The sequence below is a fragment of the Staphylococcus lugdunensis genome (genome assembly GCF_002901705.1).
Taxonomy (GTDB): domain Bacteria; phylum Bacillota; class Bacilli; order Staphylococcales; family Staphylococcaceae; genus Staphylococcus; species Staphylococcus lugdunensis.
The window spans coordinates 798,473-815,010 of record NZ_PPPV01000016.1; the positions used below are offsets into that span (position 1 = coordinate 798,473).

Sequence of the window (16,538 nt, forward strand, 5' to 3'; positions counted from 1 at the left end):
CACTTTACTTTAAATATTGATAACCAATGTCATATTTTATTACAGTATTTTCTAAGATTGGACTTGAACTATCTTGTGATTGATGACGTACATGTTGGTGTGCTTTGCGAAAAACATCTGATTGTAACCAATCTTTAAAATCTTCTTCAGTGTCCCATAATGTTAAAATTTTCACTTCATCATAATCTTCTAATTCATGTGTTTTCGTAACAAACATGCCTTTAAAGCCTTCTAATGTCTCTATCCCATGTCTAGTATAGAATCGATCGATAATCCCTTCTGCTGTACCTTTATCTAACTTTAATTTGTTTTCTGCCATAAAATTCATTGCTACATGCTCCTTTTCTATTTTAATTCAACTAATTTTGTGACCACTACAATACGGCCAGATGTTTGACTATACGCATCTTCACATGTCGATAACGTTACAATCTTATCTTTAGCTGATACTTCTGTAGTAGTATTTATTACCGACTTGCGCATCGTTTCTTTTAAAAATTTGTCATAGGCTTGCTGCGTTTTAAAATATGTTTGAATATAATTATCTTTCGTCGTTGTTTGATAAGTACTTAAAACTTCTAAGCGATATTTATGATATTTTGTATCGAATTGAATGCTTTTATGCTTATCATAAAATGATTGTTTTAAATATTTTTCTAATACATCAAACATGGTGTTATCACCAACATGATGTCCATAAATGACAGTGTTTAAATCAGGCTGTGCTATCGCATTACGATAATCCATAAAAATACTACCTTTGCGACTTGCTTCATGCTCAAAATCATGCTGTAAATAAGTCTTATTATCTTTAGCCTGCAATACCGGATAATTTAAAGTTGAATCACTAAGGTGAATCCAGCCAACAATATCCTTGTTCACTTGTTCTAATTGTGTAAACTGTGGTCTGACCTCATTATTTGCTGATTGCGTAGTATAGTTTTGTTGTAAGTTCTTATATCTTTCTTCAGCTTGTTTATCTGCTAAATGTAAATGATAAATTTGATAGACTAAAATGACGATAACTGCTATTAGGATGATTTGACATAATCGAAGCACTAATTTCATTTGTTGTGTCCGCCTCGTTTTTTGACAATGACCGTGCCGCAATCAGGATCTTGAAGTATCTTTGCATCAATGTGGTACATGTCTTGAATTAATGTGTGGTCAATAATATCTTTAGGTCGCCCTTGCGCAAGTAATCCTTTATTGCCTAGACAAATCAGTTCGTCACTATATTCAATCGCTTGATTAATATCATGTAGCACCATAATAATCGTCATTTGATATTCCTCATGCAGCCATTTAATGATATCTAAAACTTGATACTGATAATGAATATCTAAAAAGGTTGTTGGCTCATCTAACAATAAGTATTGAGGTTCTTGTGCTAAAGCCATGCCAATAAATACACGCTGTAATTCACCACCAGATAGGTTCATCACTGATTGATGTTCAAATTGTGTCAAATCTAATTGTTGAATCACCGTATTCACGACACTATCTTTGCGTAAATCTTTCTTAAACAGACGTTGATAACTATAACGGCCTGTTTCAATCACTTGTCTAACAGTAAAATCTTCAGGTACCTTACTTTTTTGATGTACCGTCGCTAATCGCTGAGCTAACGCTTTCTGGCTATATTGATTTAATAATTTGTCTTGAAGAAAAATCTGACCACTTTTTGGCTTGAGATTATGAGATAAAAGTTGCAACAAAGTAGATTTTCCTGATCCATTTGGCCCAATAATGGTAGTTATCGCATTCGACTTAAATTCGAGTGAAATATCTTCAAAGATTGGTCGCTGTAAGTCGTAATAAAAGTTAAGATGTTCTATGCGCATGACTTACCGCTCCTTTACAAATCATATAAATTAATATTGGACCACCTAGCATCATGGTTAGCACATTCGCTGGTATTTCAAGTGGTGGATGAATAGTACGGCCAATGATATCGGCTAACAACACCAACCACGCACCCATCATAGCTGAGTATGGCAATACTTTTTTATAATTACTGCCAATACATCTACGTACAATATGTGGCACAATCAAACCTACAAATGCCATTTGTCCTACTATTGCTGTTGCACCACTTGCTAAAAAGACAGCGACTAATCCAATCATTAATCGATACTTCGTAATATTAAAACCAATATTATTTGCCTGCTTCTCATCAAAAGCCAATAAGTTTGTTTTTTGTGCCAAAATCAAAGCTAAAGTAATACCGATGATTGCAGTAATTGCAACAATGTATACATCATTCCAAGTTTTCATAGTAAGACCTTGTGGAATCTTCATAAACGGATCTTGAGCTAACAGTTCTAGTATGCCATTTAACATTGCATATAATGCCACACCTACAAGAATCATTCTCACTGGCGCTAATTTATATTTCGCAATAAGCACAAACAACACCATAAATGGTATAACGCCACCAATAAAACTTAGAAATGGCGCGTAAAAATATAACCCTGGAAATAGTAAAAGCACAAGACTGCGAACCACTAACGCACCTGATGAAACACCCAAAATATTTGCTTCTGCGAGTGGATTTTGCAGAACAGCCTGTAATAAAGCGCCTGATACTGCTAATATAGCCCCCACAAATAATGCAATAAATATCCTTGGAAACCTTAAATCGATAACCGCATCAACATGCTGTTCGCTACCAGTAGTTACTTTAGTCATTACTTGATCAAAACTAATTGGTATTTTACCAACAACCACAGCAACATATGTTGTCACAATGAGCAATGCTAACATGATAACCATTAAAAATGCTGGATGTTTTTTCATATCCTCTTCCTCTTTTAAAACTTAATGTTGATTATAAAAAACGTCATATAATTGCTTCATGGCATCATCAGCATCAACATTTGCAGTAATGCCAAAAGGTATCTCTTCTAAATCATACACACGGTCTTCTTTAACTGCTTTAAAATGTTTCCAAATGTCATTTTGCTTAAATTCTTTTTGGAACATCTTTTTCACTTCATCTGGCATACCATGAGGCAAGCGTAAAATGATGTCTGAATCGACATTCACTAGATTTTCAGTATTAGAAGATATATATTGTTTTGATGTATCTTTAATCACATTTTCTCCACCTGCAATTTTCACTAAATCCCCAATATATGATTTATCTGTAGCTACTAAATAACTTCCAGGAACCCCCATTAAAATAAGCACTTTAGGGTGTTTCTTTTGTTTAGCAGCTTTGTCTTGAATATCCTTTTTGACTGAATTGATGTGTTGATTTAATGCTTTTGCCTTACTTTCACGATTAAATTGATGTCCCAATTGCGTGATGGATTTTTCCATGCCATCTAAACTATCGTAATCGTAATAATATCCCTTCATATTCAATTGTTTATAAAACGGCTTCATTTCATCTTTAATCGTACTTACACTTAATACATGTGTTGGATTGACTTGTTTCACCGCTTCCACACTTGGTTGCATCGGTTGTCCAACTTCTGGCACGTCTTTATAACGCTTAGGCAATGTTTTATATGTCGTTGGCTTTCCGACAATAGGAATGTCCAGTTTATCTAGTGTCATCGTTAAAGCCACCGTGGTTGGTACGATGCGATATGCGTTACCTTGTTGATCTACATTATCACCTTTTGTATGTTTACTACTTTGACTACATCCAGTAAGCAACACAAGCAATATAGCTAATGATGACATTATTTTGCTGATGTTCATTTTGTTACTCACCGCTTTCTATTAATGAAATATGTAGCAATTAAACCTGCTACTGAAATAAAAATTAAAATTCCGAATATAATATAGTCTTTCGTATGTTTTGGCAAATTAACGTTAGGTTGTTTATTGCCATCTGTGTGATAAGATTTATCAGCATTTCTATCAAATGCTGGTGTTCGTTTATTTTTATCTTTGTGCTGCTGCGTGGCGTGCGCTTTATTTTTTGATGCAGCTGTTGTTACTTGTTTCTTTTCACCTTGTTGTGCTGACGATTTATGTGAAGATGGTGTTGGTGTTGGTGTTGAACTTGATGATTGCGTTGTCGTTTCACTATTATTAGACGGCGTTGTTGTTCTACTTGAAGTATCTTGATTGTTGGATGCATGTGTATCATTATTTTGCTGTGTTTGTTGTTGCTGCTTAACATGCGCTTGTTGTTTTTCTGAAGCTGGAGGTACTGACTTATCTCCGGGGTCTTGCTGATGTTTATCTTTGTTACGTTTTTCCGCTGATGTATCTGATTGACTATCGTCTGTTTCATTTGGATGTTTTACACCTAGCACAATATACGTTGTGTAGTGATGATCATAGTTTAATTCTGGAATGACAATGTGGATGCGTGCTTCTATCTCTTTAGTATCTTCTTCTACAGGTATGCGCACAGTGGCTTCTTGAGTATCACTATTTTCATAGATGACCTCATGTTGTAATTTCGTATTTTGATGATAAAATTGATAAGTTTGCCACCAGTCTATATGCGTTAACGTCATTTCAAAATAACGTTTCCCTTGAATCGTGACGTAATGTCCTGGGTGTTTCACATAATCATCCATATGTGACAGCTTATTTTCTTCTTTTTTACGTACATAAAAATTAACTGCTCGCTTATTAACCTGATGACCGTCTTCTTGCGCTGTTGATGGTGTAATATTGAATAGCAGTTGTTGCTGTTTTTCTTGCCCATTCTCTATAGTTGTAACGTTAACTTTATAATGCGTTTGTTGCTTATTTAAAGGTAACAATACATAATCTTTAGTTGGCTGTGATGGTGTGGTATGTATGTTAAGTAATCTCATTTGCCCTTGATCTTCAACTTGAAGTTGCTTCCACAATCCATGTTTAACAATGTTAATTTTTGCTACAAGTCGCCCATGATCTTTAATGATTTGAACACTTGGATCAACCATCTTATTGTATGATTGCGCAAGTGTCTTGCTATCTGCATAATAAATACTTAATTGAGCGTTGCTTGAATGAGTCCATTGGTTTGTGTCTATATGAGAAGGAGCTGATGAATAACTCGAATCATCAGCTCTAACATTAAGCATTGCCGCATTACTATATGAGCCAGTAACAACAGACCATGAAAAAATTAATGACGTAGCCAATAATAATTTCAAACGCTTAGACATTATTAGTGGTTACCTTTTCTGTTACGTTTTAAAATTGCAACAGATAGCATTAAGAATACCACGGCTACAACTGGTATTAAATAAACATATGCCGGTGTACCAGCACTCGTTTGAGGATTTTCAACTGAAGATCCATCAGTAGATGCGCTGTTACTATCTGAGCTTGTACCATTTCCTGCATCACTTGCTGCTGAGCCTGTACCGCCATTTTCCGATTTATTTATTCCCGGTGTTGCTGCACTAGAACTACCACTATCTTTGCCGTTAAATTTATATGTAATGTTATAGTGGTGGTCATATTTAAAAGGTTTACCATTTACTTTTTCATTTATATAAACTGAAATTTTACCGTCTACTTTACCTGATGTTTTACTTACTTCAAATTCTGACGTACGTTCATCTTTTGCTTTATTGGTATTGATGATTTTTTCATTTTTACCTTCAATACTCATTCCGGTAATCCAGTGACTATGATTAACTGTTATTTGAACATATTTCTTACCATTTCTTTCAACTACGGTTGCTGGTTTATTAAAATAGTCATTCGCAATCGAAGTATCATTGGTATTATATTTTAATACCTCATAATTAAGTGACTGACCCTCTGCGAACGCGCTGCTTGATGACAATATCCCAAATGAGAAAATACATAAGAATATAAAACTAACTATTTTAAATACTGTTTTCACGCTTATTTTGCCTCCTTTTCACGATAAAAATATAATCATTTTGCTCACTCTAGTTCTACTTATTAGATTAATTGAAAATGATTATCAATGTCAATTTATTTTTTAAATTTTTTCTTAATTTTTTAAGGCATTTAAGAAAATAAAAAACTGATCGCACCACATTAGCAATTAAAATGACAACGCTTAGCTCATACCCCATACATAGAACGTTTTATCGCAATTCCTTATATATTAATGTCTTTATCTAGATTGTATTAACAAAGTTATGGTAGTTATGACATAAGAAATTAAAGCGTGCTTAAACAGTTATATCATTGCTAACCTATAATGAAAGTATCTTCCATAATGGATTTAGTTGTATTTTCATTTAGTGTCTATTTCCTTCATTTAATAGCAGATAATTTAATCAATGTTATTTAATTTTATTATCAAAACAATTATTAAAAAAGCAATATTAAAATATTTATACCTTGTTGTAAAATGACATGGAACTGATATAATCAATAATGATAATCATTTTCAATAAGTGACACATTACATTATTCATACCACATGACTTACACACTACTCTCTAGTTCTGATAATCATCTTTTAAAATTTAAATTATATTGATACAAGGAGACAAACACATGAAAAAACATCAACGTATACAAACTAATAAATTTGGCTTTATCGCTAACCACTATTCCATTCGTAAATTCTCAGTAGGTACGGCTTCAATTATCGTTGGTTCACTACTATTTTTAGGTAATCCTGCACATGCTGCTGAAGCTAATACCACGCAAAATGAACCTGCTACGCATCAAGAGAACAAAGTAGAAACAAACATTGATCCAATTATTATCGATCAACCTCAAAATCAAGCTGCCACAAATAACCAAACGCCAAAAACAGAGCAAAATCATACACAAGCAAATAAACAACAGACTAAAAGTAATCAAGCTGCAGCAGTAACATCAGACAGCAAGTCACAAAATGACGCACAAGCATCACCTAAACAATCAAGTACATTGAAACAAGACGCAGTCAAGCAACAAGCAACCCAAGCAAATACTAAAGCACCTGCTCAACCTGCGACACAACAAACAAGAGAAGCTCAACCAGTCGTACGTTCTGTTAAAAGCGCTACTTCAGAAACAACTGAAGACTTCGAGTTTCAAGTGAACAAAGATAAAACAAAACAAAAATCTACAATGAATCAATATATGAACCATCCAGGCAAACTCGTTCATGCGAATAATAAATACTACTTTGAAGCTGAATTAAACCATGCCAAATGGTGGAAATCATTTGAATTTTATGATGAAAATAATAACAAGCTTAATACCGTAGTAACTAAAGATGATACAAGTAAAAATATCAAGACAATCCGTGTCGAAGTGGCATCAGGTACACAACAACTGATTTCGAAAGTACATATTATTGTCCCAGTGATTAATTATGATCATGAATATACAACTCAAATCGCATTTGCTAAACCTGTTCCACAGCCTGCCAAAGCACAAGCAAGCAAAGCACAAGCGCTTGATGTACAATCAACTCAAAAAAATGCTGTTAAACCAGAAACATTGGCACAAGCTAAAAATGTAGCTCGTCCATCTGTTATGACTTTAAGTGCTAAAAAACCTGCTTCACAACAAGCAAAATCAGCAGCAGTAACACAAACCGCGAAATATAAAGTACAAAAAGATAAATCAACAGAAACATCTGTTATGGATGGCTACATGGAACACCCAGGTAAATTCATTAAAGAAAATGGTAAAACTTACTTTGAAGTTACATTGAAAAATGCTGACTGGTGGAAATCATTCCAATTCTTTACACCACAAAATAAAGAATTAACAACAACCGTTGTCAAACACGATAAAAAAGCAGATACTAAAACTATTCGCGTCGAAGTAAAACCAGGCATGAAACAGTTAATTTCTAGAGTGCATATCGTTGTCCCAGCCATTAACTACGACAACAAGTACCAAACGACACTATTATTTGAAACACCTGTACCTGAATTAACTACAGCCAAACCAGAAACACCAAAAACCAAACCAGCAAATAAGACAAATAAAGCTAAAACATCAACTACAAAGCCAACAAAAGCAAATAAAGAAAATAAAGCTAATAAAACTAAAAAAGTTGATAAAGCTAAAAATAATGCACCAAAAGTAGTTCAACCTGCAACAACAGTAAATCAACATTCTAAAGCAGCTGCTACACACAAGACAATTAAAACGAGTCACGTATCTACTACAGTCAATCATGATGCAACAGCAACACAACATCATACACCAGTTGTAGCAAGCACTTATAAACCAGCTAAGGATGAAGTTAAGGCACAAGCTACAATGGCACAACCAACAACACAACAACATGTACATTTATCTCAAAACAAACATGAAGATAAACAACACGTTGCCATGACAAAACCACAACCAGCTCAACAAAGTCATATGCATTCATTGCCAAACACTGGACAAGAAAATGCGACAACTTCAGCATCAATTTTTGGTAGCTTATTAGCCCTAGGTGGTTCTATCTTACTATTTGGTAGAAAACGTAAAGAACAACGTTAATATCGCCCAAATAATTAGATGAACGTGATAGACAAAGACGAAATCTCAACAGAAAACTGAGATTTCGTCTTATTTAATATTTATTTAATTTATAAATAGTGGCGCAAGCCGCATTTCATTTTCAGAATTCAAAACAAATTGAGCCACTAGTTGTCCATGTGCAATTTCGATGACTTCATCCGTACAAGCCATCAGTAATTCATAATCATGCGTGATTAATACGATCGTGTATCCCTTATCAGCTAATCTGTTTAATAACGCTGCCATCTGTCTCATGTTAGCCCCATCTAACCCACTTGAAGGTTCATCAAAGATTAATATTTTTCTATTAGATACGACTGCACTAGCCACAGCTAGACGCTGCTGTTGCCCACCAGATAATGCTAACGGATGTGTATCTGATTGATGCGCAATATTAAATGTCTCTAAATTATGCTGGATTTCTTCTGCAGTCAACGTCTCATCACTTAAGCGCAATTCTTCTTCTAAATCTTCAGCAAATAACTGACGGTGCACATCTTGAAACACCATAAAGACATTTTTCAGACGTGCTTTACGCTTTAATGTTAACTGCGCTTCTACAACTGTACCTTTAAAATGTCGTTCTAAACCGCATAAACAACGTGCAAAGGTTGATTTACCAGCACCATTATGTCCAACTATAGCCGTGACTGCCCCACGTGCTAATGATAAGTCGCCTAACTGTAATGTTGTCTTATCCTGTTTCTTATATTTAAAATTAAATTCATTCAATTGCAATCTGTTCTCGCTGTCAATATGTCGCTGATGTGATTTCCCGGGTAATAAATCTAGTCGAGTTGCGCGTAACCCTAAGCCTGCTAATTGTGTTTGAGTTAACTGCTTCAGCTCAGCTGATGTGTAACTATGTGCCACCGCACCTTGTTCCATGACGACTAAGCGATCCACAATATCATATAGATAATATAAGCGATGTTCTGCAATAATCACTGTCTTCCCAGCTTGTTTCCATCGAAGGATTAATTGCTTTAACTTTTTGATTGTCTCATGATCTAAATTGGAAGATGGCTCATCTAATATAATGATGTCATGTTGACAAACTTCAATTGTGGCACAAGCCAACAGTTGCTTTTCACCACCCGATAATTTAAAAATATCTCTATCTAACAAATGGCTTAAGTTTAAATCTGTGGTTCCTTTACGAATTTGCTCTGTAATATACTGTGGATGATAGCCATAATTTTCTGCTTCAAATGCCATCTCACTCGTACTATTCAGACAAAAAAACTGTGCGCGAGGATTTTGAAATACCGAACCAGTTTGTTGAGATAAATCATAGATCGACTGTGTTTGCGTTGACGTTCCATTTATGATGATTTCCCCTGTTAACTTGCCATTAAAAAAGTATGGAATCAAGCCATTAAATAATCTTAGTAAGGTTGTCTTCCCACAACCTGATGCACCAGTAAAACAAATGACCTCTCCAGATGAAATGAGTAAATCAATATCCTTTAATGATGGCGTTCCGTTTTCATATGAAAATGACAAATGTTTCAATTCAATCATGGTCCTTCACCTCACATTACATAATAAAGAATAACTAAACTCAATGTACCCAACAGCATCATCCAATCTAACAGTGTCATTTGTATATGATGTATAGACGTGCGGGCATTCGTTAAATTAAGTCCTCGAGTGATTGCTGACATGGTTAATTCATTTCCAATTTTTAACACACTATTAATCAATGGGACATAACGATACTCTATATATTTTATCGGATGTTTCCCTGCCGATTTAACATCAATTTGACGCATGGTCATCGCATCTTTGACCGCACTTGATTCTTCTTTAATAGTTGGAATAAAACGAAACATAACTGCTAAAGGCAGTGTTACTTTTCGCGAAACTTTCAATCGCTCTAAGCCTTGAATCAGCGTTTCAACTTGAGTTGTTTGAACAATAAAATAACCCATAGCTAGCGCCGAGGCAAATTTCGTAATAATGATGACAACAATAAATAATAACAACTGTGTTCGAATAGACATAAATGCTTCTATATACCAACTCATCCCAATCATAATGCCCAATATAAGTCCTTTATAATAATAACCTACACCAATTAGCAAACACACCGGTATTAACATTAAAAATAGTCTAGGATATTTATGTAACCCTAAACTATTTCCAGTCATTGCTACAAATGAAATTAACAACATCAACGTTATTTTGACACGAGGATCGAAATTAAATATACGCGGCTTGTTACTTATATAACCTAACATTTTAAATCATACCTGCACGTTTAAAATGTTTACGTAAGACTGTTGTAGCAATAATGTAACCTAGCCATGCACCAATAATTGTTAAAATAATTAAAACTGGAATCATTTGATATGAAAATAACATTGCTACAGTTTGTTCATAATGACTGCCATGTCGTTCAGCTAAATGTGCTAAAAATGTTTGTCTCATAAAGTAAAACGGTAATAAATTACCGATGGACCACATTGAAAAAATAATATAACCTAGGGCATTTAATTTCGTATTCTGATAATGATCACGCGCCATAATATAATCTGCAATAACCGTCACTGGAATACTGTAGATTAGTGCAATCCAAGGATGCCCGCCAATAATTAATAAAATATTAATAATAAGACATAAAATAGTTAGCGCTCCAAATTTTTGTGTTTTAGCAATTAACAACATAATTGGTATTGCGCCTAAAAAGCCAATCATGGCAGGTAACAATAACATAAAAATAGGAATGATACCCAATATACCTGGTATCGCAATGACCATGAAATAAATAGCTGTAAATATCCCAATATGTATTAACTCTTTAACATCTAATGTTTGTTTCTTCATTTGTCACACTCCTTTAATGTAAAACAATCATAAAATATCTTCTTACAATGATATATGGTACGAAGTATAAGTGTACTATAATTGATAACGATTATCAATTAACCATATCTTTCTTAGACAATTACAACTTCATTCCGTATTAAGCACTTGTACTGCAGAATATTATATTCTAAATTTTTACAAAAATTATTTTAACTTAAATTCTATTTAAAAAATACTACCCAATTACATAAAAATTATGTATAATCATTTTAACTCAACTGATAATGATTATCAATTGAGAAAAATAAATTGGGAGTTGTTAAAACCATGAAAAACAACCACGAAAATAACAATGCAAGACCAAATCAGCATTTTTCAATACGTAAATTCTCAATAGGTGCGGCTTCAATTACATTAGGCACATGCTTATTTTTAAATGCCGAACATCAGGCACAAGCTGCAGAGAACGCAGTAGAACCAGCTCATTCAGCTGTTGCATCAGAAAATAATACACCTGCACAAAGCAAGCCAGTTGCGCCGACAGTGGAAACGAATGCGCAGCCTAACGCTGATCACACTGACAAGACAGTAGCTACAACTACAACGAATGATAAGTCGCGTGCTCAAGCAAACGATAAACAAACGGTTACACCTGCAACTAACGTCTCTAATACGACACAACCTAAAGCTGCACCTGCACCAACAGCATTAACTACAAACGCTGTTAATCCTAAGTCTTCTACTGCAGTGTCAAATCCAGCTAAACAGGCTGTAGATCAATCTATTAAAGATGCTGTTAAAGATAAGACATATACAAACAAGCCACATGATACTTCAAACAGTCGACCTGTATCATTCGAAATGAAAAACAAAGACGGTGACCTTCAGTTCTATCATTATGCAAGTACAATTTCTCCAGCCAATGTTTATTTCAACAAAGATAAAAATAAAACAACTGTAGAATTAGGATTAAAAACCGCTTCAACTTGGAAAAAATTTGAAGTTTATGAAAATAATAAAAAGCTGCCTATTGAACTCGTTACTTATAACCCAGAAACAGACGATGCGTATATTCGCTTCGATGTATCCAATGGCACAAAAGAACTCGTTATAAAATCATCTACACAAATTTATAATGATCCTGAAACAAACTATGACTATACGAAAATGGTTTTTGAACAACCAATCTATAATGATGAAAGTAAATTCAAAACACGTGAAGATTTCGAAACAGAAGCACTATTAGCAGATTACAACAAAGCTAAAACTTTAGAACGTAAAATTTACGAACTCAACCGTGTTAAAGATCAACTACCAGAAAAATTAAGAGCACAATACAGTCAAAAATTAGAGCAACTAAAGAAAGATTTAGACCAAGAAGTTGCCTCTGCTAAAGTGGAATTCGAACACGCACCCGTTAAAAAAGTTCAAATAACGAACAGCAAATCGCTGGACATTTCAGTATTACAAAGTGATGATGACGACCTTTCAACGATGGATGGCTTTGTTGAAAAACCATTTGAACTTGTAGAAGTAGACGGTAAAAAGTACATTAAATTAACAACAACAATAGATTCAATTTGGAAAGATTTCCAAGTCGAAGGGCAACGTGTGATGACCATTGATAAAGATACGGTCAATGATAAACGTACTGTACTCTTCCCATATGTAGAAGGTAAAGAGATTTATAATTCGATTGTTAAAGTAGATTTCCCAACAATAGGCTATTCTGGTCAATATCATGTGCGCATTAAAAATAATGCGATTTCTAAAAAAGCAGACGCGGAAGCACCAACAACACCAAACAATAAAAAAGATGCTAAACCTGACATAAACCAAGCAGATACAGCAACTTCTAATAACAAGAAAGCAGATAAACCTATCGTAAAACCAGCTGACACTACAACAGACCACAAAAAAGTAACCAAACCTGTAGTTACAACAACACACGCACCGGCAAACCATAAACAAATGAATAAACCAACTGTGAGTGTAGCTTCAAACACTGGTCATACTAAACAAACTGTAGTCCAACAAACAGCAGCGCACAATCATACACACAGTAATACATCACATCAAAATGTAAGCACTGAAACACAAATAAGCACGCTAAATGTTGCTAAACATTCAGTACACAATCAAGTGCAACACAACAATCAACGAAGTCACCACACACAACAACAGGATGTAACCAAACCTTTATCACATGCACAGAACAATCATACAGTGCAATCACAGACATCACATATGCATAAAACAGCAGCACATCCGTCACCAGTAGCACAACATACATTACCAGCTACCGGCCAAACAACAAATCATGCAACATTATGGGCATCATTAGTTGCTATTTTAGGTGGTATAATGTTCTTAATACGCCCGAAAAAGAAACATCAATAAATAAAGCACTGAAAGATACCACCGCAAAATGTATAAGGAATTGCGCAGTTAGAAATTTTTAGTTTTTATTATATTATTCATACCTCTTCCAATATACATGCTGCGCCTTGAAATATAATAAGTGCATTACATTCATCACTGTTTAGGCTATAAAGTTTAATTATAAATAGGCATAATAAAATGTAGGAAAATGGCAGCTTCAACCTGCTGTTTTTCCTACATTTTTTTAGTTATAAACGATATCACAACATGATGTTAACGTCCGTTCACCTTGACGTAAGCTAAATATTAATATACTTTCACGAGTTATTTCAGTTTATCTAAAGCAATATTCATCTTTAAAACATTGACATAATCATCAGCCATAGGCAAAGATTTTTTATTTTCTACAATCACATGATTGACTTTAGACACATCAATATCACGCGCTTTTGCTATTCTTTGGGCCTGTTGTTCAGCATTCTTAACGGTAATATCCGGATCCAATCCTGAAGCAGAAGCTGTGACAGCATCGACAGAACGTGCTTTACCCTCTTGTTGAATCATCTCTTTCACACGTTGCTTCAATTTAGGATTACTATTGCCGAAATTCGATCCTCCTGAGGCAGGCCCACCATTGCTATTTACTTCTTGATTATTCATATTATAATTCACAGCACTTATACGACCATGAAAGTATTTCCGACTCTCCCATTGTTGACCAATCAATTCAGAACCGACAACTTTACCATTTTTCGTGATTAAACTTCCATTTGCTTGATGTGGAAATATAATCTGTCCAACAGCTGTTACAGTCAACGGAAATAACAGTCCACATAATATCAACATGACAATGACGAGCCTAGTACTTTTTCTTATCGCTTGTATCATTTTATTATATTCTCCTTCAAACAATAAATTGAATGATTAAATCAATCAGCTTAATACCAATAAATGGTACAATCATGCCACCTATTCCATAAATCAATATATTCTTTATTAATATCATTTGAGTTGAAACACCTTTATATTTCACGCCTTTCATTGCAATTGGAATAAGCAACACAATAATCAAGGCATTAAATATTAAAGCTGAAAGTACGGCTGATTCTGGTGAATGTAAATGCATCATATTCAAATGATTCATTGCAGGCATAGCAGACATAAACATTGCAGGTAAAATGGCAAAATATTTAGCCACATCATTCGCAATACTGAACGTTGTTAAAGCCCCTCGCGTCATGAGTAATTGTCTGCCTATCAATACAACTTCCATTAATTTAGTTGGATTTGAATCTAGATCAATCAAATTGGCAGCTTCTTTCGCACTCATCGTACCTGAATTCATCGCTAGCCCCACATTAGCTACAGCTAAAGCAGGTGCATCATTTGTACCATCACCTGTCATCGCGACGATATGACCTTTTGCTTGTTCTTCTTTAATAACATTAATTTTATCTTCAGGTTTACACTCGGCAACAAAGCGATCTACACCCGCTTCTTTCGCAATGGTTGCAGCAGTAAGTTGATTGTCTCCTGTACACATCACCGTTTCGATGCCCATCGCACGCAATTCTTGAAAACGTGCCACTAACCCTTCTTTAATAACATCTTTTAAATAAATAACACCTAATATGACGTTATTTTCAATGACAACTAATGGTGTGCCACCTTTTTTAGACACTTCATTTACATACGTGTCTAAATCATCAGGAATATGGCCACCTGCTTCTTTAACACGTTTAATCATGCTATTAGGTGCACCTTTATAGACTTCGCGATTAGAAAATTTCACACCACTCATGCGTGTTTCAGCAGTAAATGGGAAATATTCTCCTCTGTCTGTTGGTAAATCAATGTGTTGCTGACGTGCTAACTTTACAATACTGCTACCTTCTGGTGTATCATCTTCGACAGAACATTCGTATGAAGCTTTTACCAATCTTTCAAACTTTGTCGATGCAACCGGAATAAATTCACTAGCCATACGATTCCCATAAGTAATTGTCCCAGTTTTGTCTAATATCAAAACATTAACATCCCCACATGTTTCTACTGAACGCCCGCTTTTAGCTAAAATATTAAATTGTGTAACGCGATCCATACCCGCGATTCCAATGGCAGATAATAAGCCACCAATCGTTGTTGGAATCAGACAAACAGTTAAAGCAATCAGCATTGCAATAGATAAATTGAAATGTAAAAATGTCGCTAAAGGATACATTGTTAAAATGACAACTAAAAAAACAATTGTTAAGGTCATCAATAATGTAAATAATGCGATTTCGTTAGGTGTTTTCTTTCTTGTCGCATTTTCAACCAAATAAATCATTTTATCTAAAAATGATTGACCTGGATTTGATGTGATTTCAACCTCCAACCAGTCGGAAGCTACAGAAGTACCTCCAATAACATTATTGAAGTCTCCTCCACTTTCTTTAATAACTGGTGCAGACTCACCTGTAATTGCAGATTCATCTACGGTAGCTAATCCATTAATAACTTGACCGTCATTCGGAATTTGCTCGCCCGTTTCTACACGTACAATATCTCCTTTTTTCAATTGGCTAGCATCAATGATTTCATAACTACCGTCAGACTTAATACGTCTTGCAGTCATTTCAGTTTGTGTTTGGCGCAATGCTTTTGCCTGTGCTTTACCACGTCCTTCTGCTAAAGCCTCTGAAAAATTTGCGAAAATTAACGTTAATAATAATATAAAGAAAATACTAAATAAATACGTTCGTGATACATTTTCATAACTAAATAAATTTGGTGCCATTGTTAAAATTAAAGAGAGCATCATCCCTACTTCTACCACAAACATAATAGGATTTTTAACCATGCATACTGGGTTTAATTTAATAATGCTTTCTTTTAAAGCCTGTTTGACCAAACTGGATTCAAATATTTTTTTAGTTTCAATCATTTTAGACCTTCCTCCT

The 16,538-nt window shown here is 34.6% G+C and carries 14 protein-coding genes; 2 read left to right on the forward strand and 12 right to left on the reverse strand.

Going from position 1 to position 16,538, the window contains the following annotated elements; translation table 11 throughout:
- Positions 1 to 4: 4 nt before the first annotated feature.
- The 7 genes from isdG to isdC are packed head-to-tail and all read right to left on the reverse strand — an operon-like array spanning position 5 to position 5,812.
- Positions 5 to 328 carry a staphylobilin-forming heme oxygenase IsdG gene (gene isdG / locus CD041_RS10525; protein WP_002460913.1) on the reverse strand — a complete coding sequence of 108 codons (324 nt, stop codon included), beginning with the start codon at positions 326 to 328 and terminating at the stop codon, positions 5 to 7.
- 17 nt (positions 329 to 345) lie between these two features.
- Entirely contained in the window at positions 346 to 1,068 is a 723-nt protein-coding gene (srtB, locus tag CD041_RS10530) for a class B sortase (RefSeq protein ID WP_080606655.1), read from the reverse strand.
- Positions 1,065 to 1,844, reverse strand: coding sequence for an ABC transporter ATP-binding protein (locus CD041_RS10535; protein ID WP_002460916.1), 780 nt, complete (start codon positions 1,842 to 1,844; stop codon positions 1,065 to 1,067). The genes srtB and CD041_RS10535 overlap by 4 nt, the downstream gene beginning before the upstream one ends.
- On the reverse strand, positions 1,825 to 2,799 hold the full coding sequence (locus CD041_RS10540) for a FecCD family ABC transporter permease (protein ID WP_002460918.1): 975 nt from the start codon (positions 2,797 to 2,799) through the stop codon (positions 1,825 to 1,827). The genes CD041_RS10535 and CD041_RS10540 overlap by 20 nt, the downstream gene beginning before the upstream one ends.
- Positions 2,800 to 2,820: 21 nt before the next feature.
- Entirely contained in the window at positions 2,821 to 3,711 is an 891-nt protein-coding gene (gene isdE / locus CD041_RS10545) for a heme ABC transporter substrate-binding protein IsdE (RefSeq protein WP_080606654.1), read from the reverse strand.
- A gap of 8 nt (positions 3,712 to 3,719) precedes the next feature.
- On the reverse strand, positions 3,720 to 5,123 hold the full coding sequence (locus CD041_RS10550; RefSeq protein ID WP_070648066.1) for an NEAT domain-containing protein: 1,404 nt from the start codon (positions 5,121 to 5,123) through the stop codon (positions 3,720 to 3,722).
- A gap of 2 nt (positions 5,124 to 5,125) precedes the next feature.
- Entirely contained in the window at positions 5,126 to 5,812 is a 687-nt protein-coding gene (isdC, locus tag CD041_RS10555; RefSeq protein WP_002460922.1) for a heme uptake protein IsdC, read from the reverse strand.
- Between the two features lie 629 nt (positions 5,813 to 6,441).
- Here isdC and CD041_RS10560 point away from each other — a divergent pair.
- A complete protein-coding gene (locus CD041_RS10560) occupies positions 6,442 to 8,382 on the forward strand; it encodes an NEAT domain-containing protein (protein WP_070648065.1) in 1,941 nt (646 codons plus the stop codon).
- Positions 8,383 to 8,466: 84 nt separating this feature from the next.
- Here CD041_RS10560 and CD041_RS10565 read toward each other — a convergent pair whose 3' ends face one another.
- Genes CD041_RS10565 through CD041_RS10575 form a run of 3 tightly spaced genes read right to left on the reverse strand, consistent with a single transcriptional unit; the run spans position 8,467 to position 11,232 of the window.
- On the reverse strand, positions 8,467 to 9,927 hold the full coding sequence (locus tag CD041_RS10565; RefSeq protein ID WP_070648064.1) for an ABC transporter ATP-binding protein: 1,461 nt from the start codon (positions 9,925 to 9,927) through the stop codon (positions 8,467 to 8,469).
- 11 nt (positions 9,928 to 9,938) lie between these two features.
- A complete protein-coding gene (locus CD041_RS10570) occupies positions 9,939 to 10,646 on the reverse strand; it encodes an energy-coupling factor transporter transmembrane component T (protein ID WP_037544191.1) in 708 nt (235 codons plus the stop codon).
- Between the two features lies 1 nt (position 10,647).
- Positions 10,648 to 11,232, reverse strand: coding sequence for an MptD family putative ECF transporter S component (locus CD041_RS10575; protein ID WP_070815467.1), 585 nt, complete (start codon positions 11,230 to 11,232; stop codon positions 10,648 to 10,650).
- Between the two features lie 309 nt (positions 11,233 to 11,541).
- On the opposite strand from CD041_RS10575, the gene CD041_RS10580 reads away from it, so the two are divergent.
- Entirely contained in the window at positions 11,542 to 13,614 is a 2,073-nt protein-coding gene (locus CD041_RS10580; protein ID WP_070648062.1) for an NEAT domain-containing protein, read from the forward strand.
- A 306-nt stretch (positions 13,615 to 13,920) separates the two neighbouring features.
- Here the strand turns inward: CD041_RS10580 and CD041_RS10585 are convergent, their stop codons facing one another.
- Both CD041_RS10585 and CD041_RS10590 read right to left on the reverse strand, forming a co-directional pair.
- On the reverse strand, positions 13,921 to 14,481 hold the full coding sequence (locus CD041_RS10585; protein ID WP_225306489.1) for a K(+)-transporting ATPase subunit C: 561 nt from the start codon (positions 14,479 to 14,481) through the stop codon (positions 13,921 to 13,923).
- Positions 14,482 to 14,500: 19 nt separating this feature from the next.
- Positions 14,501 to 16,522: a K(+)-transporting ATPase subunit B gene (locus CD041_RS10590; RefSeq protein WP_070648061.1), complete on the reverse strand. Its 2,022-nt coding sequence runs from the start codon at positions 16,520 to 16,522 to the stop codon at positions 14,501 to 14,503.
- Positions 16,523 to 16,538: the final 16 nt, after the last annotated feature.